A 24,529-nucleotide genomic window follows, 5' to 3' on the forward strand; every position below is an offset into this window, starting at 1 on the left:
CTGACGATGGGCGAGGGGTACGCATGAGTGACACCGGCCAGATCCCGGTTGAGGGACTGCCGGAGAACGCAGGCATGGTGGAGCAGCCGGGCGTCGCCGCCCCGGATGCATACACCTACCTCGCTCCCTCCGAGCATGTGTCCGAGGACGACGATCTCCTGCTGATGCCGAGCCCCCAGGGCGCCTGGGGCGACCCGCAGGCGGTACCGGCCCCCGGCCAGTACCCCGAGGGCGCCGCCGCGCAGGCGCTGCTGCCCGAACAGGGCACCTACCAGGCCCAGCCCCCGGCACACGCGGTCCACTCCCAGCCGGTCGGCGAGGCTCCCACGCAGCCCCAGGGGCCCGTGCAGGTGCAGGAACCCGTCCAGGCGCAGGTCGCGGACGCATACGCCTACGCCGCACAGCAGCCGGTGGCCGAACCCCTGCCCGAGACCGGCCAGGGGACGCACGAGACCGGTGGCCGCGACTCCGGTTCGGTCGACCTGAGGGGCGTACGCATCCCGTCGCCCACCCCGGCTCCCGCCACGGCAGCGCAGACCCAGGCCCCGGTGCGCCGACCGCTGCATCGCGGTCCGGTCGCGGCAGACGGCGGGCCGTCCTACGGCGGAACACCGAGCGGCGGTGTGGTCCGCTCGCTCGCCGACCGCGGACCGGCGGGCGCGCCCCAGGCGCAGGCCCAGACCCAGGTCCCCGCGCGGCACGCCGGACCGCCGACCACCGGGCCCGAGTACTTCGAGATGCCGGTTGATGAGGCGGCCGAACTGCCCGGCCCGCAGCTCGGTGAGATCCTGCCGCAGGGCGGGGTCCCCTGGTCGGCCGAGGCGCCGCAGCCGGTCGTTCCCCCGGTGACGGCAGAAACGGTCGTGCCGGAGCCGGTCGCCGAGCCGGTACCGGCGGCACAGCCGGTGCAGGTCGCTCCGGTAGTGGTGCCGGAGGCCGTGAGCGCTCCCGAGGCCGATGCGGCAGCGACCACTGCCGAGACTCCCTTCGAGGTTCCGGCGGAGGTTCCTGCCGGGGCACAGGCAGAGGCTGTGTCCGAGGTGCCTGCCGAAGCCGCTGTCGTCGCATCGCAGGACATCGCGGAAGCCGCTCCCATGGGCCAGTTCGTGCCCGTGGACGGTTCGGTGCCGACGACCCCGCACCTCGCCCCGACCCCCGTCGTGGAGCAGGCCGCGGAAACCGAGCCCGAGCCCGAGCGCGTGGTGTTCGCGATGGAGCCGGTCCAGCCCGCTCAGCCCGAGGCCGCCGAGGCCGCGGAAGTGGTCGGGACCGCCGAGAACGTCGCGCCCGCCGAAGCTCCTGAGCCGATCCCCGCGCCCTTCCCCGAGGCCGAGGTTCTGATGGTGGCCGAGCCGGAGCCCGAACCGGTCCCGGAGGTCATCGAGACCCCGGACATCACGGCCCCCACGGACAGTGCAGAGGCCACGGAGGCCGCGCCCGTGGAGTCCGTACAGCCCGAGCCCCAGCTCCAGGCCGAGGAAGCGGAAGTTCCCGAGGCGTCCGAGTCCGAAGAGACCGGGGCTCCCGCCTCCGCGCCCGCCCCCGGGTACGACGATGCCGAGCGCGAGGCAGTCCTGCGGGTCATGCGCGAGCGCCGCGACATCCGCAACGGCTTCCGCAGCGACCCGATTCCGCACGAGGTCCTGCTCCGCGTCCTCGAAGCCGCGCACACGGCGCCCAGCGTCGGCCACTCGCAGCCCTGGGACTTCGTCGTCATCCGCTCGGCGGAGACCCGTCGCTCCATGCACGAACTGGCACAGCGTCAACGCGACGCCTACGCCAAGTCGCTTCCCAAGGGCCGCGCCAAGCAGTTCAAGGAACTGAAGATCGAGGCCATCCTCGACACACCGGTCAACATTGTCGTCACCGCCGACCCCACCCGCGGCGGCCGCCACACCCTCGGCCGTCACACCCAGCCGCAGATGGCCCCGTACTCCTCGGCGCTCGCCGTCGAGAACCTGTGGCTCGCCGCCCGCGCCGAGGGCCTCGGCGTCGGCTGGGTCAGCTTCTTCGACGAGCGTGAGATGGTCCGCGCCCTGGGCCTGCCCGAGCACCTCGAAGTCGTCGCGTACCTCTGTGTCGGTTACGTCGACGAGTTCCCCGAGGAGCCCGAGCTGATGCAGGCGGGCTGGTCCAAGCGCCGCCCGCTGTCCTGGGTCGTCCACGAGGAGACGTACGGCCGCCGCGCACTGCCCGGCGAGGAGCCGCACGACCTGCTGCAGGAGACCATCTCCAATATCCGTCCGCTGGACGCCAAGGCGCTCGGCGAGGCATGGGAACGCCAGAAGCGGATGACCAAGCCCGCTGGTGCGCTCGGCATGCTGGAGATCATCTCCGCGCAGTTGTCCGGACTCTCCCGGATGTGCCCGCCGCCGATCCCTGAGCCCGCGGCTGTCGCGATCTTCGCGGGTGACCACGGGGTGCACGCCCAGGGCGTCACGGCCTGGCCGCAGGAGGTCACCGGCCAGATGGTCGCCAACTTCCTCGGCGGCGGCGCGGTCTGCAACGCGTTCGCGGCCCAGGTCGGCGCCGAGGTGTGCGTGGTCGACGTCGGCGTGGCGATGGAACTGCCCGCGACCCCCGGTCTCCTTCCTCGCAAGGTGCGCGCCGGAACGGCCGACTTCACGACCGGCCCGGCCCTCACCCGCGAAGAGGTCCTCGCGGCCATCGAGGTCGGCATCGAGACCGCCCGCGATCTGGTCGCGGCAGGCAACAAGGGCCTGCTCACCGGTGAGATGGGCATCGCCAACACCACGGCGTCGGCCGCACTGATCTGTGTCTACACGGGGATGGACCCGGCCGAGGTGACCGGTCGCGGTACCGGCATCAACGACGAGATGCACGCCCGCAAGGTCGACGTGGTCCGCCGGGCCCTCGAACTCCACCAGCCCGACCCGGCAGACCCGATCGGTGTCCTGGCATCGGTCGGCGGCCTCGAACACGCGGCGATGGCCGGCTTCCTGCTGGGTGGTGCCTCGCTCCGCACGCCCGTCATCCTCGACGGCGTGAGCGCGGGTGCCGCGGCCCTGGTCGCCCGGGCGATCGCCCCCGAGGCCCTCGCCGCCTGCATCGCCGGACACCGCAGCGCCGAGCCCGGCCATGTCGCCGCGCTCAACAAGCTGGGCCTGCGCCCGCTGGTCGACCTCGACCTCCGCCTCGGCGAGGGCACGGGTGCGCTGCTGGCGCTGCCGATCGTGCAGAGTGCGGCGCGGGCGATGCACGAGGTGGCGACGTTCGACTCGGCGGGCGTCACGGAGAAGTAGCCCTTCCACCGGCCCCCGCTCCTCAATCACCGACGGGCCTTCTTTCCGGCCTCGCCGGTGTTTGAGGCGCGGGGTCCGGGACGGAGCCCCGGTTACGGGAAAGGGCGGGCAGGGGAACAAGCCTGCCGCAGGTGCCCCACGCACCCCCGCACCCCACCCCGTATCGTGGACCCCGCCCCACAAACCCGCACGTCACAGCCGCTCCACCGCCGCAGCGGCCCGCACCCCGCACCTTACGAGGAGCCGCATCGTCATGGCCGAGCACGCCGATCACCCTGCGTACCCCGTCGGACTGCGTCTCAGCGGCCGCCGAGTAGTCGTGGTCGGCGGCGGCCAGGTCGCCCAGCGCCGCCTCCCCGCGCTCATCGCGGCAGGCGCCGACATCGTCCTCGTATCGCCGGCCGCGACCCCGTCGGTCGAGGCGATGGCCGACGCCGGCGAGATCCGCTGGGAGCGCCGCCCGTACGCCGACGGGGACCTGGCCGACACCTGGTACGCACTCATCGCGTCCGACGACGCCGCGGCGAACGACGCCGCCTCCGCCGAGGCCGAGCGCACCCGCACCTGGTGCGTCCGCAGCGACAACGCCGATGCCGCCACCGCCTGGACCCCGGCCACCGGCCGCAGCGAGGGTGTGACCGTCGCCGTCCTCACCACCGACACCCACGGCCGCGACCCGCGCCACTCCGCCGCCGTCCGCGACGCCATCGTCGAGGGCCTGCGCGACGGCACCCTCGCCGCACCCCACCACCGCACCCGGACCCCCGGTGTCGCCCTGGTCGGCGGCGGCCCCGGCGACCCGGACCTGATCACGGTGCGCGGCCGCCGCCTCCTCGCCGAGGCCGACGTCGTCATCGCAGACCGCCTCGGCCCGCGCGACCTGCTCGACGAACTCCCGCCGCACGTCGAGGTGATCGACGCCGCGAAGATCCCGTACGGCCGCTACATGGCCCAGGAGGCGATCAACCAGGCGCTCATCGAGCACGCCAAGGCGGGCAAGGCCGTCGTGCGGCTCAAGGGTGGCGACCCGTTCGTCTTCGGCCGCGGCATGGAGGAGGCCCAGGCGCTCGCTGCCGAAGGCATCGCCTGCACCGTCGTCCCCGGCATCTCCAGTTCGATCTCCGTGCCCGGCGCGGCCGGAATCCCCGTCACCCACCGCGGTGTGGCCCATGAGTTCACCGTCGTGAGCGGCCATGTCGCCCCCGACGACGAGCGCTCGCTGGTCGACTGGCCGGCTCTCGCCCGACTGCGCGGCACGCTCGTGCTCCTGATGGCCGTCGACAAGATCGGCGCCATCGCCCGTACCCTCATCGCCCACGGCAAGGCCCCCGAGACCCCGGTCGCCCTGGTCCAGGAGGGCACCATGGCAGCCCAGCGCCGGGTCGACGCAACGCTCGCGACCGTCGCCGAACGGGCCGTAGCCGAAGACGTGCGTCCCCCGGCCGTCATCGTCATCGGCGATGTCGTCGCGGTCGGCACGAACTCCGTATCGCTCCCCGCCGAATAGCCGGCGCGAGCGCCACCCGCACCCCGCCGAGTAACCAGCGGTAACGGATCTTCTCCCAAGCCGTTGGCACCACACACCCGGACAAGGCAGTATCAAACCCGTGGCTGATCTCATCACCGTCGACGACCCCGACGACCCCCGCCTGCGCGACTACACCGGACTGACCGATGTCGAACTCCGGCGCAGGCGAGAGCCCGCCGAGGGCCTCTTCATCGCCGAGGGCGAGAAGGTGATCAGACGCGCCAGGCACGCCGGGTACGAGATGCGGTCGATGCTGCTCTCGGCGAAGTGGATCGATCTGATGCGCGACGTCATCGACGAGGTCCCGGCCCCGGTGTACGCGGTCACTCCCGAGCTCGCCGAGCGCGTCACCGGTTACCACGTCCACCGCGGAGCCCTCGCCTCGATGCAGCGCAAACCGCTGCCGACGGCCGACGAACTGCTGGCGACGACCCGCCGGGTGGTCGTCATGGAGGCCGTCAACGACCACACCAACATCGGGGCGATCTTCCGTAGCGCCGCCGCCCTCGGCATGGACGCCGTGCTGCTCTCCCCGGACTGCGCCGACCCGCTCTACCGGCGCTCCGTCAAGGTCTCGATGGGCGCGGTCTTCTCCGTTCCCTACGCCCGTCTCGACACCTGGCCCAAGGCCCTGGAGACCGTACGGGAAGCGGGCTTCGAACTTCTCGCGCTGACCCCGGACGAAAAGGCCAGCAGCATCGACGAGGCGGCACCGCACCGGATGGACAAGGTGGCGCTGATGCTCGGCGCCGAGGGGGACGGACTGTCCACCCAGGCCCTGGTCGCCGCCGACGAATGGGTGCGCATCCCGATGGCGCACGGCGTCGACTCGCTGAACGTGGGAGCGGCCGCCGCGGTCGCGTTCTACGCGGTGGCATCGGGCCGCCCGCAGAACTGACCGCCTACCGAGGCTGCAGGCCCTGGCCCTCGCTCTGGGGCTGTGTCCGGCTCTCGCTCGTGCCCAGCCCGCGGGCCGGACCCTGGCAGCCCTGTGCCGCCGCGATGCCCAGCGCGACCAGCAGCGTGACCACGACGAAGACGACGAGCCGCTGCCGCAGCAGCCGCGGGTTGGCGGGACGCCGCCCCGTCGAAGTCTTACGGGCCCCGGGCCGCGTTCCCGGCCGGCCGTTCGTCCCGTTCGTGCCCTGCGGGCGCTTGCCGGACCGTGTTGTGTTGCGCGGCGGCTGATGCTGCTGAGGGCGCGAACCACCGGTGCGGGGCGACCCGGCCCTCGACGACGTGGCCTGTCGGCTGCTCTGAGGTTGCTTCTGCTTCTGCGGACGGGGTGCCGGAGGAGCCGTACGCCGGGTCTGCTGCTCGGTGTACGGGCCGTCGAGACGTCCGGTCGGCCGGTCCAGCTCCTGTGCCGAACGCTGAACGGGCGGACGGCTCTCGTGCAGACCCTGTGCCTCCCGCGCCGCGATCTCCTTGAGCCGCATGGAGAGTTGAAGCGTGCTCGGCCGCTCCTCGGGGTCTTTCGCCAGGCAGGCACTCACCAGCGGCGCGAGCGCATCGTGCACGTCGTACAACTGCGGTTCCTCGTGCACCACGCGGTACAGCATCACCTCGGAACTGCCGTGCCCGAAAGGCGAGTCGGCCGTCGCCGCATACGCCAGCGTGGCACCGAGCGAGAACACGTCCGTCGCGGGCGTCACGGCCGCGCCGCGCACCTGCTCGGGCGCCAGGAATCCCGGCGAGCCCACCGCCGTACCGACATGGGTGAGCGTGCTCGCCCCGGTCGCCCAGGCGATCCCGAAGTCGATGATCCGGGGGCCCTTGGGGGAGAGAAGGATGTTCGACGGCTTCAGGTCACGGTGGACGACACCGGCCTCGTGCACCGCCACCAGGCCCTCGGAGAGTGCCGCCCCGATCGAGGCCACCTCGGCCGCCGACAGCGGACCCTCCTCGGCCACCTTGTCGTGCAGCGAGGGCCCCGGGACGTACTGCGTGGCGAACCACGGGCGGTCCGCCTCCAGATCGGCGGCCACCAGACGCGCCGTACAGCCACCGCGGATCCGCCGCGCGGCGGACACCTCGCGCGCGAAGCGCGAGCGGAACTCCTGGTCCTCCGCCAGATCCGGACGGATCACCTTCAATGCCACCCGCTGGCCCCGCCGGTCCGAACCGAGATAGACGACACCCATGCCGCCCGCTCCGAGCCGCCGGTGCAGCCTGAACGAGCCGACGACACGCGGGTCCTCGCGCCGGAGCCGCATCATCGCCATGTCTGCCCATCCCCGCTGCCTGGTACGCCTGACGAGGCACAGCTTACGTACCCGGCGCCCGGGGCGCTCAGAGGCCGCGCCCTCGCCCGCCGATCGATTGTCAGTGCGCGGCACGGTCCATGACGGGCAGTGGGACCGCAGCCGGTGCCGCACCGAACGGTGTCGGGTCATCAAAGTGGTTGCGATGACGAGGGGTTGGAACTGTGGGGGGCTGCGGACCCGACGAGTGGGGGCGCGACACGGACCCCGCGGGGAGGGGGCCGCGGTGACCGGGGCGACGTACCCACGGCCCACGGCCGGGAGCCGCGGCGCGGGCGAGTGAGTGAAGTCACGGTCGCCGTCGCGCCTGCCGCCGCATCCGTACGCCCACCTGATCCACAACATTCCGGGCACCCCTCCGGGATGACCCCGGGATCAGGCACCCGATCTCCACCCAGGGGAGTACATCGACTACCCGGGGCTCATCCTCCGGGAGGCCCGGAACTCGGTACGCGGGCATGACGTCGTACGCCTTCCGCGTCCCTAATGTTGAAGTCAAGCGGCGGGCGCAGCACTCGTCCCCCGAGGTCACACGCCCGCCGCTCCAGATCCAGTCAGGAGAGGAACCATGGCGGACACGGCAGCGCGGACCATGATCCGCACGCGAGGACGCAGGGTTCATGCCGCGTTCGGCAGCCGCCCGTCGTCCGGTACGCGCCACCCGCTGGTGGCGACGGCGATGGTTCTTCCTCTGGCGGCCCTGCTCGTAGTCGTCTTCGGCGGCTGGGACGCAGTGGTCACACAGGCGTCGTCCGTGGGCGTGATGCTGGGGCGCTGAGCGGCGCCCCGGGTCCGGAAGAGCGGTCCGGACCGGGACATCCGGCCAACAACCCCGTGGGGACGGGGGTGCGGCGGACGGCAGCGTTTGTCCGGTCAGCTGGGGAGCTGACCGGACATCGCGCTGTCCGGGGTCTTTTCGCGACGCGCGTACGCTCATCGGCGGGCCCGGCGCGTATCGGGCCGCCCGCATCTGTCCGCCCGCATCTGTCCGCCACCGGGGGAGACCGTGACCACCGCAGTCGTACGCGCGCTGGGCGCCCTCGCCCACCGGGCCGCCCACGCCCAACCCGAGGACATCTGTGCCTGCCCGCCACCAGCAGTGCTCGCCGACCGTGCGGACGGCACGGTGGTCCGCAGCGGGCCCGTCGTCGCCAAGGCACACGCCCCCGGCACGGACACCCCCGACCTGCTGACCCGGCTGACCCTCGCGAACGACCCCCGCCTGGCCGGCGTCCTCCTAGCCCCCCTGCAGCCCCGGCCCCCCGTGCCGTCCACCACCATCCAGGGCCGCCCGGTCACCCTGTGGCCCCACGGCGAGCCCGTCGACCCCGGCGACCCCGACGCCGCCCCCTGGGAAGAGGCCGCCGTCCTGCTGGCCGGGCTGCACCTGACCCCGCCCCCGCCCTCCCTCGCGCTCCCGCCCATGCGGGGCCCCGCCAAGGCCTCGCTCGCCGTCGCCCGGATGCACGCCGCCCGGCCCGGCGACCCGGCCACCACCCCCGTACGCGAAGCGTGGCACCGCCTGCCCGCCTGGGCCCGCGACGAAGCCGCCGCGCCCCCGCACCGCTCCCGCTTCCTGTGCCACGGCGATCTGCACCTCGGGCAACTGGTCCGCCACCCCGCCCCGCACGGCCCCTGGCTGCTCATCGATGTCGACGACGCCGGCCTCGGCGACCCCGCATGGGACCTCGCCCGCCCCGCCGCCTGGTACGCGGCCGGGCTGCTGCCGCCCGAGGTCTGGCTCCGGTTCCTGGACGCCTACCGGGCAGCCGGCGGACCTGCCGTACGCGCCGAGGGCGACCCCTGGCCCGAACTGGACGTCCCGGCCCGGGCCCTGACCGTTCAGACCGCGGCCCTGGCATTCGCCAAGTCTGCGGCGGAGGGCCGAACTCCGGATGAGGTGGAACAGACGATGATCGACGCCTGTGCCCGAATTGCCTCCCTCCCGCCCGAGTTGGCCGCCGAGCCCTCGTCGTAGGCTGAACCGACCGTCGGCGGGCATGTATTCCGGCGACGGCGACCCGACGGCGAGGAGAGAGCCGAACCATGCAGTGTCCCAAGTGCCACGCACAGATGCAGACGTACAACCGCAATGGCATACAGATCGAGCAGTGCAGCGGCTGCCGGGGGATCTTCCTCGACTACGGCGAGCTGGAGTCCCTGACCCGCATCGAGGCGCAGTGGACGCAGCAGGCCCCGCCGGCGCCGCCCGCCCCGCAGGCCTACCCGGCCGCCCCGGCGCCCGCCTGGGGCGCCCCGCAGCACCACGGCGGCCACCACGGCGGTCACTACCGGCACAAGAGCTTCGGCCACATGCTCTTCTCGTCCTGAGCGGGCCGACACCGGTGAGCGCCTGACCGCGGGCCCGGACGCCATCCGTCCGGGCCCGCGGTGCGTTCCGGCGTCCAGCCGCACACCGGTACCCACCGCTGCTGATCGCGGAAACGACAAAGCCCCGGTCGCCGAGACGACCGGGGCTCTTGCTGGTGCGCGATACTGGGATTGAACCAGTGACCTCTTCCGTGTCAGGGAAGCGCTCTCCCGCTGAGCTAATCGCGCAGGGTGAACCTGCGTGTACTGCGTGCGCGATACTGGGATTGAACCAGTGACCTCTTCCGTGTCAGGGAAGCGCTCTCCCGCTGAGCTAATCGCGCGGGGATCCTTGCGGACCAGTGGACGATACTGGGATTGAACCAGTGACCTCTTCCGTGTCAGGGAAGCGCTCTCCCGCTGAGCTAATCGTCCTTGGAGGTGGAGACGGGATTTGAACCCGTGTAGACGGCTTTGCAGGCCGTTGCCTCGCCTCTCGGCCACTCCACCAGGAGTGAGGGTTCGGGAAGATCCCCCACTTTCTGCGAGCGGACGACCAGGTTCGAACTGGCGACCTCAACCTTGGCAAGGTTGCGCTCTACCAACTGAGCTACGTCCGCTTGTCTTTCCCGGTCCGCTTGCGCGTCCCGGCGACGTGTTGAACTCTAGCGGATTCCCCGGCCAGTACAAAAACGCGTTTGTGCAGCGTGCTGAGGTGCGTTCGCCCCGGCGCAGGTCATCGCGCGCCGTCCTAGACTCAACGGCGTGCACGACCTCGCCCCAATGGCCCGCTTCGGCGGCTTCGTCGCGTCCGATCTGCAGGACGTGACCAGTGATCCCGCAGCCCTCGACTCGTCCGGCTTCTGGGCCGTATCCGCCGATTTCGAGGGCCGCCTCGTCTGCGCGCGCTTTGCCGCCGTACGTACCGAGGCGGTGCCTGCCCCGGTACGCGGCGCCTGGCGTGGCCCCGCGGCCGGTGACTGGAACTCGTCCCTGGACCGTGCCGCGTACACCGCGGGTGTACGGCGGATCCGCGAGTACATCGCGGCGGGCGAGGTCTACCAGGCCAACCTCTGCCGGGTGATGACCGCGCCACTGCCCGACCCGGCCGCCGCGGACGTGGACGCGCTGACCGCGCTGCTGGCACGCGGCAACCCCGCCCCGTACGCAGGAACGATTCGGCTGCCCGAGCACGGCGTGGAGATCGCCACAGCCTCCCCCGAACTCTTCCTGAGGCGTGACGGCCGGATCGTCGAGTCGGGACCGATCAAGGGCACCGGACGGACCGAGGACGATCTGCTGGAGAAGGACCACGCCGAGAACGTGATGATCGTCGACCTGGTCCGCAACGACCTCGGCCGGGTCTGCGCCACCGGATCGGTCACGGTCCCCGACCTCTGCGTGGTGGAGAAGCACCCGGGCCTGGTCCACCTCGTCTCCACCGTGCGCGGAGAGCTCGCCGAGGGCACCGGCTGGCCCGAACTCCTCGGCGCGGCGTTTCCGCCCGGCTCCGTCACCGGGGCACCCAAGTCCAGCGCCCTCAGGATCATCGAGGAACTGGAGACCGCACCGCGCGGGCCCTACTGCGGCGGCATCGGTTGGGTCGACGCCGACCGCCGCACCGCCTCCCTGGCTGTCGGCATACGGACCTTCTGGATCGACCGGGCCCGGACCGCACCGGTACTGCGCTTCGGCACCGGGGCCGGCATCACCTGGGGCTCCGACCCGGAGCGCGAATGGGACGAGACCGAACTCAAGGCCTCCCGGCTGCTCGCTGTAGCGTCGGGCGCTTACGAAGCGACTGGAAGGACCGCGTAATGAGGATTTGGGTCAACGGCGAACTGCGGGACGCCGGCGACGCCCGGGTGTCCGTGCTCGATCACGGACTCACCGTGGGGGACGGCATCTTCGAGACGGTCAAGACCGTCGACGGCAGGCCCTTTGCCCTCACCCGCCACCTCGACCGGCTGACCCGCTCCGCCCGTGGCCTCGGCCTTCCCGACCCCGACCTCGACGAGGTGCGCCGCGCCTGCACCGCCGTCATCGACGCCAACCCGATGGCGCTCGGCCGGCTGCGCATCACCTACACCGGGGGACTCTCCCCGCTCGGCTCCGACCGTGGCAACGCCGGCCCCGGCCTCGTCGTCGCCCTGGGGGAGGCGGGGCGCCGCCCGGACACCACCGCCGTGATCACCGTCCCCTGGACGCGCAACGAACGCAGTGCGCTCGCCGGGCTCAAGACCACCTCGTACGCCGAAAACGTTGTCGCCCTCGCCCGCGCCCATGAGCACGGCGCGTCGGAGGCGCTCTTCGCCAATACGGTCGGACAGCTCTGCGAAGGCACCGGGTCCAATGTCTTCGTCGTCCTCGACGGGCGGGCGCACACCCCGCCGGTCGCCTCCGGCTGCCTCGCCGGGATCACTCGTGCACTGGCCGTGGAGTGGACGGGGGCCGAGGAGACCGACCTGCCGTTCGATGCCCTGGAACGGGCCGAGGAGATCTTCCTGACCTCCACGCTGCGTGATGTGCAGGCCGTCCACCGGGTGGACGGCCGGGAGCTGCCCGGCGGGCCCGGACCGGTGACCGCCAAGGCCATGCGGATCTTCGACGAGCGGGCCGGGAACGACCTCGACCCGTAGAACCCGTACCTCGAACCCGTAAAACAGGGTGACGGGCCGGGGTCCAGCGGATAGAACGTCTCCGATGACCACGACCCTCCGGCCGACCGGGCCGATCCAGCAAGGCGCCGACGGCGCGAAGAGCCGTGCTTACGCCGTGTGCGACAACGGGCGGCCCGTCGGCGCCGTCGAGATCGGCACGGATCCGGGGTTCGGTGCGTCGGCCGGTGTGCTGCGTTCCCTGAGCGTCGACGAGCCGAGCCGGCGGCGGGGCCGTGGCACCATTGCCGCGCTCGCCGCCGAGGAGGTGCTGCGAGGGTGGGGATGCAACCAGGTGTTCCTCACAGCACCCGCGGACAACGAGGGGGCCCAGCGGCTGGCGGCCGCACTCGGTTACACCGAACGCAGCCGGAACATGCTCAAGGACCTCGACCGGACGGCTCCGGCGCCCCTGGACGGTGCCGTCGCCCGGCCGATGAGTGCCGAGGAGTTCGCGCACTGGCAGCGCACCAGCGTCGACACGTATGCGCAGTCCTGGATCGACCAGGGCGTCCCGGTCGAGCAGGCCATGCAGAAGTCGCGGTCCGACCATGCCCGGAACCTGCCGAACGGCATCGACACCGCAGGCATGCATTTCCACGTCCTCGTTCACGAGGGCGCGGTCGTCGGCCATGTATGGGTGTCGGTGCGCGAAGACCGCCCGGGTGAAATAACCGGATTCGTCTTCGATGTCGAGGTGAGCGAGGAACACCGGGGCCGTGGCTACGGACGTGCCCTCATGCGGCAGGCCGAGCGCATCACCTTGGACGCGGGCGCCCACCGCCTCGGGCTGCACGTCTTCGCCGCCAACACGCCGGCGCTGCGGCTGTACGAGTCGCTCGGTTACCGAACGACTCAGTACAACCTGGCCAAGACGCTCTAGCGGCCGCGTCGGCTCAGCCCTGCTCGGCGAGCAGCCGGTCGGCGATCTCCTCGATCCGTTCGCGCAGCCCGTCCTGGCTCTTGCCGCCGTCCAGCCGCTCGTCGCCGATCACATACGTCGGCGTGCCGGTGATCCCGATCGCCTTGCCCTCGGCCTGGTCGGCGTCGACGATCAGCATGTGGCGTCCGTCGATCAGAGCGGTGTCCATCTCCTCGGCGTCCAGGCCGAGTTCCCGCGCCACCTCGATCAGCAGCGGCTCGCCGGTGCGGCCGAGGTCGTCGGTACGGGCGAGAACCGCCTCGATGTACGGCCAGTCCTTGCCCTGGGCCGCTGCCTCCTCGGCGGCCTGCGCGGCGGCGTGGGCGTACTTGTGCTTCTCCAGCGGGAAGTGCCGCAGCCGCACCTCGATGCGGTCGCCGTACTTGGCCCGCAGGGCGTGCACATCGGTGAGGGCCTGGTGACAGTCGGGGCACTGGAGCTCGCACCAGACGTCGAGGACGACGGGCGCTGCGGGGGTGGAATCGCTCATGCGCCCAGTCTCCCAGGGCCCGCGCGAGCGTCCCAATCGGCAACCGATCCGCTCCGCCTCCATAGGGCCGGATCGCTTCCGATCGGCACCTGGGGAGGATCCCGGCCCTGAAATGTCCCTGATGTGGTCCCGGATCGTGGCCGCTCGGGCGCTGACCGGTGCAGGATGGAAGGGACGTTTCCCCTTGCGCCTGGAGGCCCCGATGCTTGCCGAGACCATCTGCTCCGCGGCGTCCGCGGCGGGCCTGGGCATCGCCGCCGTCACCGCGTACCGGAAGCGCTTCCTCGCCGCCGCCCGGATCGCCGCCTACTCCCTGGTGCCGATCGGCCTGGTGCTGACCGGAGTCGTGGACTGGGTCGCCGGAATCGCCTTCAGGCCGAGCGTCTGGATCGGCTTCGGGCTGCTCGCCGTGGCCTGGCTGCTGTTCATGACCACTCGTGCGATCGAGCGCCGCGGCGTCGGTAGTCGTAAGGAGCGCAAGGCCGCCGCCCGGGCAGCGCAGAGCGAGGCCATCGCTCCTGCGGCTTCGGGGCCCTCCCTGGGATCCGGGCTCCCGGCGACGCAGACGCAGGCGCGTCCGAAGGCGAAGCCGAAGCAGCAGTCCGCCTCGTCGGGCGAGGACTTCAGCGACATCGAGGCCATCCTGAAGAAGCACGGAATCTGATCCGCGCCCCCGCCCTCTTCCGGCGGGGGTGTGTGCAACCCCGGATGAATGAATCGATTCATGACCCACCTTGACGGTGAACGGGGATGGAGCTAGCGTCCCGATCGGATTGAAACAATTCATTCCGCTGCGGGTGATCCCCGGGAAACCGGCCCGGGGCGACGGAGTGCCTCATGACGGCGTCCGTACGATGGGGTGACGCCGCGGACCGGTGCGGCCGAGGGCATCAGTGGGGCAGGGCAAGTGGCGCGTGTGGCAGGGATCAAGGATGTGGCCCGGCAGGCCGGGGTCTCCGTGGGCACCGTGTCCAACGTGATCAACCGGCCCGAGGCGGTGCTGCCGGAGACCCGTGCCAGGGTGCTGGCCGCCATCGAGCAGCTCGGGTACGTGCGCAGCGAATCGGCCCGCCAGCTCAGGGCGGGCCGCAGCCGGATCATGGCACTGCTCGTCCTCGACATGGGCAATCCGTTCTTCGTCGACGTGGCCCGGGGTGCCGAGCGCGCCGCCCGTGCGGCCGGCCTCGGTGTCATGGTCTGCAACAGCGGCCAGAGCCCGGCGGAGGAGGCCGAGTACCTCGGGCTCTTCGCCGAGCAGCGGGTGTGCGGAGTCCTGGTCACCCCGGCCGACGCGACCGGCCGCAACCTGGAGGCGTTCAGCCGTCACCGGATTCCCTTCGTACTGGTGGACCGGGTGGCGTCCGGCGCGGGGACCTGCGCGGTCTCCGTCGACGACGTCCGCGGTGGCGCTCTCGCCGTCGGTCATCTGGTCTCGGCCGGGCACCGGTCGGTGGCGTATGTCAGCGGCCCCGGCGACCTGCATCAGATCAGGGACAGGCGCGAAGGCGCCCTGTCGGCCCTCGCCGACGCCGGACTGCCGCCCGAGGCACTCGTCGAGATCCCCTCCGACCGCCTGGACGTGGCGGCGGGCCGCGATGCCGGGGCCCGGCTGCTCGGTCTTGTGCCGCGGCCGACCGCGGTGTTCTGCGCCAACGACCTGCTTGCCCTCGGTGTGCTTCAGGCGCTGTACGCGGCGGGCGTGCGGGTGCCGCACGACATCGCCATCGTCGGCTACGACGACATCGAATTCGCCGCCGCCGCTGCCGTACCGCTCACCTCGGTCCGCCAGCCCGCGGTCGTCATGGGCAGGATGGCCGCGGAGCTCTTGCTGGAGGAGGCGGACGACGGGGGTGGTGCGCACGAGCACCGCAGCGTGGTGCTCCAGCCGGAACTCGTGGTGCGCGCCTCCAGCGCGACGCCGCGCTGAGGTCGAGGCCCCCACCCGCCCGGCTTCTTTCACGCCGTTCCTGGCCCAACTCGGCAACTGCCGAACGGAGTCCGGTGAGGCGTAGGACTTCGATGTCTTCTGGCGGCGCGTCCGCGACCGGCCGGCCGTTTACCCGACGGGCCTCGAATTCAAAGTGCGCAATGCGGCGTTGAGCAACGCCGACGTCCACGATGTGTCGCGTGCGATGGAGGGGCTCGCCGGCCGGCGTACCGAAAATGTGACGGCCGATCGGACGCCGGAGCGAATCGTGCCCGGCCCCGGGGTGGGTGAACTCCCTGTACAAGAAAGCGTGTTGATCGCCAACGGGGCCCGGACTGAGTCATGATCGTCCCGAGATGGTGGACACCTCCCGGGGCGATGCCCCCGCAAGCCCTGCCGAAGAGCCGCGCGGCTGCCTCTTCGCGCTTTCCCAGCCCCCTCTGATGATCTTCCTCGCGGTGATCGGCAGCCTGCTGCTGATGGCCGCGCTGCATGATCTCTTCATGCTGTGAGTGGTCAGCCGGCCGCTTCCTTGCGGCGTGCCCGGTACGCGGCCACATGCAGACGGTTACCGCAGGTCCGGCTGGAACAGTAGCGGCGGGAGCGGTTGCGGGAGAGATCGACGAAGGCGTGCCGGCAGTCCGGAGCCTCGCAGCGCCGCAGCCGCTCCTGCTCGCCCGCGACCACGATGAAGGCCAGCGCCATGCCGCAGTCGGCCGCGAGGTGGTCGGCGATCGAGGCGTCCGGTGCGAAGTAGTGGACATGCCAGTCGTAGCCGTCGTGATTGCTGAGCTGCGGTGTGGTGCCGGCGGCGGCGATGAGGGCGTTGACGAGCGGGGCGGCGATCTGCGCGTCGTCCGTCGCGAAGATCGCGGCGAAGCGCGTCCGTACGTCCTGTACGGCGCGCAGGTCCTTCTCGTGGAGCTCATCCACGCCGCTGATGCGATGGCGCTGCGCGAAGTCGTACAGCGCTGCGATGTCGGCGAGACCGTCGATCGGCTCGCTCTCCGGCTGTCCGCTTCCCGGGGGTTCGCTCTCCGGTGCGGTGTTCAGCAGATCGACCACCGTGTCGAGGGCGATCCGGGTGTCGTGGGGGATCAGCACGCTTTCGCTCCCTGGCCTCCGGCGGGCGGGTGCCCGCCGATGCCGGCTGACTCTACTGGCTCGGCGTCGGCGCACAGAGGCCCGAGAGGGTCCATGAGGGGCGCGGGGAGCGCTTACCGGCCGCCTGTGGGTGTCCGTGGCCGGAGACTGTCCGTCCGGGCCGTGGGCGGGCACCTCGGGGCCCCGGGCGCCCGCCCATGTGTGTGGGGCGTGCGGGCGCGGCTGCGGCGGAACGCGCCGACGCCGTCACCACGGTGGATTCCGTGATGACGGCGCCGGTGTCAGCCCTATGAGGTTTTCCGCGCGGCGCCGCCTCCCCGAGTCGGACGGCGCCGTGCAGCTCTCGGCCTGGCTCAGCTCTCGGCCAGGATGTGTGAGAGCTCCGTATCGAGGTCGAAGTGACGATGCTCGGTGCCTGGCGGAACCGCGGCGTCGGTCCTTTTCAGGAACGACTCCAGGGCCCTCGCCGGGGCCTCGAGCAGGGCTTCGCCCTCTGGGGAGCTCAGCGCGATGCAGACGACGCCCTGGCCGTGGCTACGGGATGGCCAGACGCGGACGTCTCCGGTGCCGGTGGGCCGATGAAGCCCCTCGGCAAGGAGGTCGCGGGCGAAAACCCACTCGACCGTTTCCTCCGCTCCGGTGTGGAAGGTGGCGTGCACGGCATAAGGATCGGCCGTGTCATACCGCAGGCCCGCAGGTACAGGCAGTGAGGACTCGCTCGACACAACGAGGCGCAGGTGCAGCTCGCAGCTGACCGTGGTGTTCATAAGCGCCAGGGCCTTTCGCTCAGTGTGCGCTCGGGGATTCGCACGTCGGCGAAATCGACATGCCACCTACGGTGGCGTTGTAAACCCCTCTGACCTTTTTGTGTTCCTTCAAGTAGCTCGTACAGCGGTGTGTAACTTTGGGTTATGCGGCCATTCCGGTGATGAAGACCGTTCCGGTAGGTTGGCTCCCATGAATGCGGAGAGTGACGAGCGGGACGGGGACGCCGTACCGGCGAAACCGGTGTCCGCCGCGGGGGATGTGAGGGAAAGCGTGACGGGAGATGTCACGGAGGGTGTGACGAAGGAGGACCGAGAGCTCGGGTCCAGGGCGCCCGGGTTCATCAAGGCGTCCAGGGCGCTGCATCTGAGCTGGCAGGTCGGCGTCTTCGTGGTCGGCCTCGCGGTGGTCGTGGCGGGCATCATCATGCTGCCGCTGCCCGGCCCCGGCTGGCTGGTGATCTTCGGCGGCATGGCGGTCTGGGCGACCGAGTTCGTCTGGGCGCAGCTGGTGCTGCGCTGGACGCGGCGGAAGGTCACCGAGGCCGCTCAGCGGGCGCTCGACCCCAAGGTCCGGCGTCGCAACATCATCCTCACCGTGATCGGTCTGGTGATCATCGCGGTGCTGGTGGGGATCTACGTCTGGAAGTTCGGCATCACCATGCCGTGGAAGATCCACGAGTGACCCGGGGATGGTCATGGGGCGCCGCTGACATGGGGTAATGTTTGGCCTGCGCCCGGGCGATTAGCTCAGTGGGAGAGCGCTTCGTTCACACCGAAGAGGTCACTGGTTCGAACCCAGTATCGCCCACCCCGGACAGAGGGCCCGTGAGACCGCAGAGTCTCACGGGTCCTCTGCGTTTCCGCGCCCACTCGTTGTGACGCCTATGTGAACGATTCAATCGATCGTGGCAGTGGGTGACGCCGGGGTTCGTTCTTCGAGAAGAAGCATCCGGATATCAGGGTGGGGCGGGCTGCCGGGGTCGCCTTCCATGGCTACGAGAATTCCTGGAAAGAGTTCAACCCCCGAGCCTCCGTGGGCAAATGCATCTCCCGATGCCTTTCGGAACTCCGTCGTATTTCTGCGCAAGTACGGTGAGGAACGCGTACTGCGCGACTCCGAGGGGCAGTTCGGCTGCGACAACATCCTTGTCCGGTACGCCTCCGACGACGACGAAATGGCCACAGGCCGGCCCGAGGCCCATGGGGGCGGCCGGGTCGGCCATGCGGCCACGCCGTCAACGCATCCGGCCCAGAGCGTCCTTCAGCCGCCGGGCGTCGCGCAGCCGCTGTTCGTATGTCGCCCCGACCACCAGCAGCAGCACCCCGGCCAGCGCGGGCGGCAGCCAGCGCGGCAGGGCGCCGACGACCTGGACCACGTACGGCGCGAGTTCGTGCAGGGCGTCCAGAGCCAGCACCGCACCACCGAGCAGCAGCAGCGCCTGCAGCCGCAGCCGCGCGCCCGACAGGGTGATCACCAGTGCCGCCGCACCGAGCAGCAGAGGCCGCACCCAGTGCGGATCGGCCCATGCCGTGAAGAGGCTCGGCACCAGCGTCGCCGCGAGGCCCGCACCGTACGCCGTCCACGACGAGGCATCCGGATCACGGCGCCGGCGCAGCGCACCGACTGCCAGAGCGGGCACCGTCACCGGCAGGGTGTACGCCTCCGGGGTCGACACCCCCGAAGCCGACAGCCGTAGCCAGGCCGCCAGGATGAACAGCGTCATCGCCAGATACCCGGCCACCGGCCGCCGTTCGGCCCGTACGGCCGTACCTGCCGCCAGTACCCCGCACAGCGCCAGCACCAACGCCAGGAACGGCCGGTCCGTCACTGCCATGCCCACCGCCACCACGCCCGCCACGGCCCCGGTCAGCTCGACGGGCAGAGCCGACGGGAGACCCCGCAGCCGAGCTCCGAGCAACACCGTCACCGCAGGGACGGCCAGCATGACCGGCGCCGCCTGATGCGCGGCAAGCCCCAGCGACGCCCCGACCGCACGGGCGAGCACCATCCCGCACACCACCGCACCGCACGCCGTCACCGTCTGCACGGTCTGCAACGCCGTTACGGACCGTGCCGCTTGACCGGACGGCAGCGGCGGCAATGTCCGCGCCGCCGGCACCGCAGCGCCGCCGAGCATCATCGCGGCCCCGGCGAACACCACCAGCAGCACCGCGAACACCGCGTACGTGGCAGCCTCCGCCGCGAGCGACAGCATCCCCGTACTCACCGCGCCGGCCAGACCGCACACCAGCGCAGTCAGCCCCACACCATCCGTCCTGCGGCGCAGACCTCGTACCGCCACCCCCAACACCCCGGCGACCAGAGTCAATTGCACCGACACAGCAGCGGCGTACGGCATCCCCAGCATTGCGGGCAGCACGGTGAACCCCGCCCAGCCGAGCGCCACCGCACCCGCCCCCGCCGCACCCCGCCACGCCGCACCCGGCGACAGCACCGGCCCGGCCGTCCGCACCAGCCACGCCCACGACCGGTGCACCGCCCCCAGCAGACCGGCCACCACCAGCAGCACCACCGGCGCCGCAGCCATCTGGGACCACGCCGGACCCTCCACGCCCAGCGCGCCCCGGACACCACCGTCCGGCGTCCCCGACCACACGCGGGCCAGCTGCGACACCGCACCCATCAGCGACAGGCCGACCGGTGGCGCCGCGGCCAGCACCGCTCCGACGGTCACCGTCGACGAGGCCCATACCAGCCCCTGCCCGACCGGACGCGGCAGCGGAGCGCGCACCGCCACCAACAGCACCACACCGCACAGCAGATACACCGGCACCGACCAGCCCCAGGCCACCCCGGCACGCAGCACACCACCCACGGCGGCCACCCCGCACAACCCGGCCACCACACCACCGGCCACCGCAAGCCCCGCCGGTGCACGCCACGCCCCGGACACCGCGATCAGCGCACCCACGAGCAACAGCACACCCGGCGCCAGCGCGGCCGACGCCGCATCGGCGGACACCGATTGCGCCAGGGCCACCAGCAGCCCCAGCAGACCCGTCGCCCAGCAGCAGACGCAGGCCGTCACCCGTGCGGCAACCCCCTTGCCCCACACCGTGATCGCGCAGTCCAATGCCGCCGTCACCAGCAACGCCCAGCCGAACACCGTGGCTCCCGCACCCGCCGCCCACGCCCACAGCAGCAACGGCAGCTGTGCACTCACCACCGCCAGGTGCAGAGGCAGCCGCAGCCGGTCGAGCAGCAGCCCGTACGCGCCCCAGAGCACGGCCAGCACTGCCGCGGCGACCGCGGCGAAACCGCGTCCGTCGGCCTCCGGTACCGCCACCCGGTGCAGCGCATACGCGTCCAGCACCATCAGCACCGAAGCCAGGGCGGCGAGCGACTCGGCTGTCGCGGGCAGCCCACGGCGCAGCAGTACGGCAGGAGCGGCGAGCGCCGCGACCGTCACCATCCCGAGCACCGCCGAGCGGCCACCGATGCCCATATGCCCCCAGCTGACCAGAGTGAATGCGATCGCCGCGATCGTCAGCAGCAGACCGCCCAGGGTGAGCAGCACATTCTGCGCACCACGCGGCCCGACAGCCGCGGCAGGAGGCCCGAACGGAGCCGCGAACGGCGCCGACGGCCGGACCGGCGACGGCGGTCCGAACGGAGGGGCGAACGGTGGTGCGGGCGGCGTGAGCACGCTCAGCAGCCAGGCACGACGAACCAGCAACTGGGACCGGCGGGCATCCAGCCGGGCCAGCTCGCGATCGAGGAGCGCCAATTCCTCGGCGGGCGGCGGCACATGTTCCATGAACGGGAGTGTGGCGCGAGCCACAGGTTCGGACATGCGCTCGGGTACTCAGTTAACCGGCTGAGTACGCGCAGACTGGGACCATGGACTGGAGTCACTACCGATTTGTGAGTATCTGGGACCTGCCAGGCCCACCCGATGCCGTGTACGAGATCCTCGGACGCGCGGATGACTACCCGCGATGGTGGCCGCAGATCCGCGAGGTCACCTCGGTCGACGGCACCACCGGCACCACCCGCATCCGCTCCTTCCTCCCGTACGACCTCGTCATGACCGTCCGCGAACGCCGCCGTGACCCCCGGGCCAGGGTCCTCGAAGCGACCCTCAGCGGCGACCTCGACGGCTGGGCCCGGTGGACGGTCACCGCGCACGGCACCGGCAGCCGTGCCACCTACGAGCAGGAGGTCGAGGTGCACAGACGGCTGATGCGGTTCCTCGCGGTGCCCGGACGCGCCGTGTTCCGGGCCAACCACGCCTTGATGATGCGTGCCGGACGGCGGGGCCTCGCGGCCCGGCTGGAAGGAGTTTGAACCAGACCCGCCGGGCCCTGTATGGTTCAACCCGTTCCCGGGCGATTAGCTCAGTGGGAGAGCGCTTCGTTCACACCGAAGAGGTCACTGGTTCGAACCCAGTATCGCCCACCCGGAAGAGGCCGGTCCGTCAGCAGAATCGACGGACCGGCTTCTGCGTGTCCGGGAAGAGGTTCCGGGTCGTGACCGATCACGCCGCAGCAGGAAGCTCCGGGCGCAGCGGCCACGCAGGATCCACCGCCTCCGCCGTGCCGTTCTTCGCGAACCACGCCTGCAGGCCGCGTGCCTGTGCCGCATGCCACACGGCCTGCAAGGTGTGCAGCTCCGCCGGCGTCAGCCGCTCCAGACGGGACGAGAACCGCCGCCCCACCGCCCGTACCAGCTCCAGCGAGGCCGCCGCATCGGCCGCCGCGTCATGTGCACCGTCCAGCACCACCCCGTACAGCTCGCAGAGATCGGTGAGGGTCCGCCGGCCCTTGCGGTAACGGTCCAGATGCTTGTCGAGTACGCGCGGATCCAGCACACACAGCGGTGCGTTCTGCAGATAACCGGCGAGCGACGACGCGCGATGACGCCTCAGCTCCCGGTCCAGCAGCGTCAGATCGAACGGCGCGTTCATCACGACGAGCGGCCGGCCGGCCGCACACTGCTCGGCCAGCGCCCGGGCTATCTCCTCCACCACGGGCGCCGGCCAGCGGCCGTTGCGCTGAAGATGATCGTCGGTCAGACCATGGATCTCGGTCGCCCCGGCGGGCACCGGCACCCCTGGATTCACCAGCCAGCGAGTGACACGCACCCGCCCGCCTGTCGTGTCCTGGACGACCAGGGCGGCCGAAACGATCCGGTCCTCCTCGACGTCCACTCCCGTTGTCTCGGTGTCAAAAGCGGCCAGCGGCCCCTCGTACCAGTGAGTCATCCCCGAACTCCTCGTGCGCGAACGGCAGATGGCGTGATTCCCCTGCCCGGTTCGGTGATACCCGCACCCTTTGCCTGATACGCCGTTTGCGGGCCGCCCTTCGCGGTGACAACACAGGTGACGGGAAAGGAAGTTGTCCGTCACCCCTGCAACGAAGAACCGATCGGCACAGCCCGGAAGGCACACGCAGCCATGGCGCTCGCGCAGCCCGAACCGAGCGGGCTGCTGCCCCAGCGGATCGCACCGCTGCGCGGCACACTCGCCACCACCGCCTGCATGGAGACCCTCCAGGTGGGCTACTTGCACGCCGTCGCGGCCGCGGCGGGGTGCTCCCTGTCACAGCCCTTCCCCGACAACGGCATCGACTGGCACGTCAGCCACGGCGCCCCCGGCCACACCGTGGACGACGAAGTGACCATAAAGGTGCAGCTCAAATGCACCTACCAGATCCCGCCGCACCCGCCCGGACCGACGTTCTCCTTCACGCTCGACAACGCACACCTCGTGAAGCTCGCCCGGACCCCCGTGTCGGTGCACAAGATCCTGGTCGTGATGATCGTGCCGCGCAGCCAGGACGACTGGCTGCGCGCCGGACACGACCGGCTCGACCTGCGGCACTGCTGCTACTGGACCAATCTGGCCGGCCACGCGGTGACGGGCCGGCACAGGACCACTGTGCGGATCCCGACCTCACGCATATTCGACGACCGGGCGCTCTGCGAGATCATGACCCGCGTAGGGGCGGGAGGGAGACCCTGATGCACCGGCCGATGGACGAGTCCGTCAACGAAGCGATCCCGTCAGCGACACGCCCGCACCCCAGTGAATCCGCGGGACCGTGGCCCATCGCTGCCGAGCCGTTCGGAAATATCCCCGACCCCGCCCGTATCGACCCCGCGGTCCTCGGCGCCCTGCTCGACCGGCACGGCTGGCACCGCCGCGGCGGTGCGGCGGGACGCTACAGCCGCTGGACCCCGCCGGGACCACCGGCCCCGCCCGGCGGGGGTACGAGCCTCCTCGTCCCCGACACCACCGCCTTCCCCGACAGCGAGGACCTCCTCGGCGAGGCGCTGACCGCGCTCGCCCGCAGCGCCGCCCCCTCCGCCCGCGAAGTCCTGGTCTCGCTCGCCGTACCCAGTGACGAGATCCGCTGGTGGCGCGAGGTCCCCGAACCGGTCGCGGGAGCGGCCGGGGCCGCCAGCTGGACGGGGGCGGAGCAGTTGCACACCGCCGCCCGGCAGATCCTGCTGGCCGGGGCGCTCGCCGTACGGGGGCGCACCGGCTACCACGGCGCACGTCACCGCCGCAGGGCCCTGGCAGCCCTCGAAGGCATCCTTGTCGGGCCCGCGCCCGGAGGCCGCGATCTCACCGCCTTCGTCCCCGTCGAACCGGGCCGTGCCGTCGCCGTACGCCTCTACCACGCCCTGCACGCCACCCGCGAGGCAGTGGACTACCAGCGGGCCACAGGTGGCTTCCATGCCTTCGACACCGCTGTCGAGGCAGGTGTCAGCCGGGAACTCACCGAGGCCGTCATCGCACTGGTCCGGGGCTCGGAAGGGGCCGGGATCGCCCTGGAATGGGCGCCCGCCGCCGGGATCCCCGAGGGTTGCCCGGCCCGCCCCGAGCCGGTGGAATTCTCCCCGGGCGACCTGCCCGCCCTGCGCCGGGCGGGCGCCCGCTACCTCCAGGACGAACCCGCCGTGACGGTACGGATCACCGGCGCCGTCGTCCGGCTGCGCCGCTCGGGACCGCGTGGCGCGGGGATCGTACGGCTGCGCGTGCTGGCGGGTGCGGAGGTGCCGCACGTACGGCTGGAGCTGGACGAGGAGGCGTACCGGATCGCCGGCCATGCCCATCTGGTGGGGCTGCCGATCCGGGTGGAGGGCAGGCTGGAGAGCCGCGGCGGCTTCCGGCGGCTGACCCGGACCTCCCAGGTCGTGCCCGTGCAGGTGGACGAGGCGGAACGGGACCGGCTGATGAAGTCGCTCCAGGAGAACGTCGACTATTTCGAGGAGGCGTGCACCGGCGAATGAGGGGCGCAGAGGGCGGGCCGCGGGCGAGGGGCGGCCCTT

22 protein-coding genes and 7 tRNA genes are annotated in these 24,529 nt (G+C 71.4%); 18 read left to right on the plus strand and 11 right to left on the minus strand.

All coding sequences use genetic code 11. The features are described from left to right. The first annotated feature begins 23 nt into the window (after positions 1–23). The 3 genes from cobT to ACFVYE_RS06535 all read left to right on the plus strand — a co-directional run bounded on the left by cobT (position 24) and on the right by ACFVYE_RS06535 (position 5,689). Positions 24–3,263: a nicotinate-nucleotide--dimethylbenzimidazole phosphoribosyltransferase gene (gene cobT / locus ACFVYE_RS06525; protein WP_389604370.1), complete on the plus strand. Its 3,240-nt coding sequence runs from the start codon at positions 24–26 to the stop codon at positions 3,261–3,263. Positions 3,264–3,516: 253 nt separating this feature from the next. Continuing rightward, positions 3,517–4,770, plus strand: a complete 1,254-nt coding sequence (gene cobA, locus ACFVYE_RS06530) for a uroporphyrinogen-III C-methyltransferase (RefSeq protein WP_389604372.1) — start codon at positions 3,517–3,519, stop codon at positions 4,768–4,770. Positions 4,771–4,870: 100 nt separating this feature from the next. Further along, entirely contained in the window at positions 4,871–5,689 is an 819-nt protein-coding gene (locus tag ACFVYE_RS06535) for a TrmH family RNA methyltransferase (protein ID WP_383968079.1), read from the plus strand. 4 nt (positions 5,690–5,693) lie between these two features. On the opposite strand, the gene ACFVYE_RS06540 is transcribed toward ACFVYE_RS06535, so the two are convergent. Next, positions 5,694–7,016, minus strand: a complete 1,323-nt coding sequence (locus ACFVYE_RS06540) for a serine/threonine-protein kinase (protein WP_383968082.1) — start codon at positions 7,014–7,016, stop codon at positions 5,694–5,696. Positions 7,017–7,623: 607 nt separating this feature from the next. Between ACFVYE_RS06540 and ACFVYE_RS06545 the strand changes: the two genes are divergently transcribed. The 3 genes from ACFVYE_RS06545 to ACFVYE_RS06555 all read left to right on the plus strand — a co-directional run bounded on the left by ACFVYE_RS06545 (position 7,624) and on the right by ACFVYE_RS06555 (position 9,386). Next, positions 7,624–7,833 carry a hypothetical protein gene (locus ACFVYE_RS06545; protein ID WP_383968085.1) on the plus strand — a complete coding sequence of 70 codons (210 nt, stop codon included), beginning with the start codon at positions 7,624–7,626 and terminating at the stop codon, positions 7,831–7,833. A 228-nt stretch (positions 7,834–8,061) separates the two neighbouring features. Continuing rightward, the gene (locus ACFVYE_RS06550) at positions 8,062–9,033 is read left to right on the plus strand and encodes a phosphotransferase family protein (protein ID WP_383968088.1); all 972 of its coding nucleotides are present in this window, start codon (positions 8,062–8,064) and stop codon (positions 9,031–9,033) included. A 68-nt stretch (positions 9,034–9,101) separates the two neighbouring features. Beyond that, the gene (locus tag ACFVYE_RS06555) at positions 9,102–9,386 is read left to right on the plus strand and encodes a zf-TFIIB domain-containing protein (RefSeq protein ID WP_093898382.1); all 285 of its coding nucleotides are present in this window, start codon (positions 9,102–9,104) and stop codon (positions 9,384–9,386) included. A 153-nt stretch (positions 9,387–9,539) separates the two neighbouring features. On the opposite strand, the gene ACFVYE_RS06560 is transcribed toward ACFVYE_RS06555, so the two are convergent. The 5 genes from ACFVYE_RS06560 to ACFVYE_RS06580 form a co-directional block, all read right to left on the minus strand. Then, positions 9,540–9,614: transfer RNA gene (locus tag ACFVYE_RS06560), tRNA-Val, on the minus strand. A gap of 23 nt (positions 9,615–9,637) precedes the next feature. Continuing rightward, positions 9,638–9,709, minus strand: a tRNA-Val gene (locus tag ACFVYE_RS06565). A 19-nt stretch (positions 9,710–9,728) separates the two neighbouring features. Beyond that, positions 9,729–9,800, minus strand: a tRNA-Val gene (locus ACFVYE_RS06570). Between the two features lies 1 nt (position 9,801). Beyond that, positions 9,802–9,875 (minus strand) — tRNA-Cys (locus tag ACFVYE_RS06575). Positions 9,876–9,912: 37 nt separating this feature from the next. Beyond that, a tRNA-Gly gene (locus ACFVYE_RS06580) sits at positions 9,913–9,985 on the minus strand. A gap of 163 nt (positions 9,986–10,148) precedes the next feature. Here ACFVYE_RS06580 and ACFVYE_RS06585 point away from each other — a divergent pair. From ACFVYE_RS06585 to ACFVYE_RS06595, 3 genes are all read left to right on the plus strand, one after another. Further along, positions 10,149–11,183 carry a chorismate-binding protein gene (locus tag ACFVYE_RS06585; protein WP_389604462.1) on the plus strand — a complete coding sequence of 345 codons (1,035 nt, stop codon included), beginning with the start codon at positions 10,149–10,151 and terminating at the stop codon, positions 11,181–11,183. After that, positions 11,183–12,004 carry an aminotransferase class IV gene (locus tag ACFVYE_RS06590; protein ID WP_389604376.1) on the plus strand — a complete coding sequence of 274 codons (822 nt, stop codon included), beginning with the start codon at positions 11,183–11,185 and terminating at the stop codon, positions 12,002–12,004. Before ACFVYE_RS06585 ends, ACFVYE_RS06590 begins: the two co-directional genes overlap by 1 nt. Before the next feature lie 64 nt (positions 12,005–12,068). After that, positions 12,069–12,905: a GNAT family N-acetyltransferase gene (locus tag ACFVYE_RS06595; protein ID WP_389604378.1), complete on the plus strand. Its 837-nt coding sequence runs from the start codon at positions 12,069–12,071 to the stop codon at positions 12,903–12,905. Between the two features lie 13 nt (positions 12,906–12,918). On the opposite strand, the gene ACFVYE_RS06600 is transcribed toward ACFVYE_RS06595, so the two are convergent. Next, complete coding sequence (locus tag ACFVYE_RS06600; protein WP_383969007.1) at positions 12,919–13,434, minus strand: DsbA family protein; 516 nt, start codon at positions 13,432–13,434, stop codon at positions 12,919–12,921. 202 nt (positions 13,435–13,636) lie between these two features. Here ACFVYE_RS06600 and ACFVYE_RS06605 point away from each other — a divergent pair, with 202 nt between their 5' ends. The 3 genes from ACFVYE_RS06605 to ACFVYE_RS06615 all read left to right on the plus strand — a co-directional run bounded on the left by ACFVYE_RS06605 (position 13,637) and on the right by ACFVYE_RS06615 (position 15,873). Further along, positions 13,637–14,098, plus strand: coding sequence for a hypothetical protein (locus tag ACFVYE_RS06605; RefSeq protein ID WP_389604380.1), 462 nt, complete (start codon positions 13,637–13,639; stop codon positions 14,096–14,098). A 243-nt stretch (positions 14,099–14,341) separates the two neighbouring features. Next, positions 14,342–15,361, plus strand: coding sequence for a LacI family DNA-binding transcriptional regulator (locus tag ACFVYE_RS06610; RefSeq protein ID WP_383969013.1), 1,020 nt, complete (start codon positions 14,342–14,344; stop codon positions 15,359–15,361). Positions 15,362–15,717: 356 nt separating this feature from the next. Next, complete coding sequence (locus ACFVYE_RS06615) at positions 15,718–15,873, plus strand: hypothetical protein (RefSeq protein ID WP_327366311.1); 156 nt, start codon at positions 15,718–15,720, stop codon at positions 15,871–15,873. A 4-nt stretch (positions 15,874–15,877) separates the two neighbouring features. Here ACFVYE_RS06615 and ACFVYE_RS06620 read toward each other — a convergent pair whose 3' ends face one another. Continuing rightward, on the minus strand, positions 15,878–16,465 hold the full coding sequence (locus ACFVYE_RS06620) for a CGNR zinc finger domain-containing protein (RefSeq protein WP_383969017.1): 588 nt from the start codon (positions 16,463–16,465) through the stop codon (positions 15,878–15,880). 353 nt (positions 16,466–16,818) lie between these two features. Next, entirely contained in the window at positions 16,819–17,232 is a 414-nt protein-coding gene (locus tag ACFVYE_RS06625) for an SsgA family sporulation/cell division regulator (RefSeq protein WP_003959770.1), read from the minus strand. Between the two features lie 190 nt (positions 17,233–17,422). Here ACFVYE_RS06625 and ACFVYE_RS06630 point away from each other — a divergent pair, with 190 nt between their 5' ends. Both ACFVYE_RS06630 and ACFVYE_RS06635 read left to right on the plus strand, forming a co-directional pair. Beyond that, positions 17,423–17,914 carry a TIGR02611 family protein gene (locus tag ACFVYE_RS06630; RefSeq protein ID WP_383969020.1) on the plus strand — a complete coding sequence of 164 codons (492 nt, stop codon included), beginning with the start codon at positions 17,423–17,425 and terminating at the stop codon, positions 17,912–17,914. A gap of 54 nt (positions 17,915–17,968) precedes the next feature. Further along, a tRNA-Val gene (locus ACFVYE_RS06635) sits at positions 17,969–18,040 on the plus strand. Between the two features lie 427 nt (positions 18,041–18,467). Here ACFVYE_RS06635 and ACFVYE_RS06640 read toward each other — a convergent pair. Further along, the gene (locus ACFVYE_RS06640) at positions 18,468–21,011 is read right to left on the minus strand and encodes an SCO7613 C-terminal domain-containing membrane protein (RefSeq protein ID WP_383969023.1); all 2,544 of its coding nucleotides are present in this window, start codon (positions 21,009–21,011) and stop codon (positions 18,468–18,470) included. A gap of 83 nt (positions 21,012–21,094) precedes the next feature. Between ACFVYE_RS06640 and ACFVYE_RS06645 the strand changes: the two genes are divergently transcribed. Together ACFVYE_RS06645 and ACFVYE_RS06650 are read left to right on the plus strand one after the other, a co-directional pair. Continuing rightward, positions 21,095–21,541, plus strand: a complete 447-nt coding sequence (locus ACFVYE_RS06645) for an SRPBCC family protein (RefSeq protein ID WP_383969026.1) — start codon at positions 21,095–21,097, stop codon at positions 21,539–21,541. 39 nt (positions 21,542–21,580) lie between these two features. Then, positions 21,581–21,652: transfer RNA gene (locus ACFVYE_RS06650), tRNA-Val, on the plus strand. Positions 21,653–21,731: 79 nt separating this feature from the next. On the opposite strand, the gene ACFVYE_RS06655 is transcribed toward ACFVYE_RS06650, so the two are convergent. Then, positions 21,732–22,457, minus strand: coding sequence for a 3'-5' exonuclease (locus tag ACFVYE_RS06655; RefSeq protein WP_389604384.1), 726 nt, complete (start codon positions 22,455–22,457; stop codon positions 21,732–21,734). A gap of 192 nt (positions 22,458–22,649) precedes the next feature. Here ACFVYE_RS06655 and ACFVYE_RS06660 point away from each other — a divergent pair, with 192 nt between their 5' ends. Both ACFVYE_RS06660 and ACFVYE_RS06665 read left to right on the plus strand, forming a co-directional pair. Then, the gene (locus tag ACFVYE_RS06660) at positions 22,650–23,216 is read left to right on the plus strand and encodes a DUF4365 domain-containing protein (RefSeq protein ID WP_327276249.1); all 567 of its coding nucleotides are present in this window, start codon (positions 22,650–22,652) and stop codon (positions 23,214–23,216) included. After that, positions 23,216–24,490, plus strand: coding sequence for a hypothetical protein (locus ACFVYE_RS06665; protein WP_383969031.1), 1,275 nt, complete (start codon positions 23,216–23,218; stop codon positions 24,488–24,490). The genes ACFVYE_RS06660 and ACFVYE_RS06665 overlap by 1 nt, the downstream gene beginning before the upstream one ends. Positions 24,491–24,529: the final 39 nt, after the last annotated feature.

This window comes from Streptomyces sp. NPDC058239 (assembly GCF_042882185.1).
In the GTDB taxonomy this organism is placed as follows: domain Bacteria; phylum Actinomycetota; class Actinomycetes; order Streptomycetales; family Streptomycetaceae; genus Streptomyces.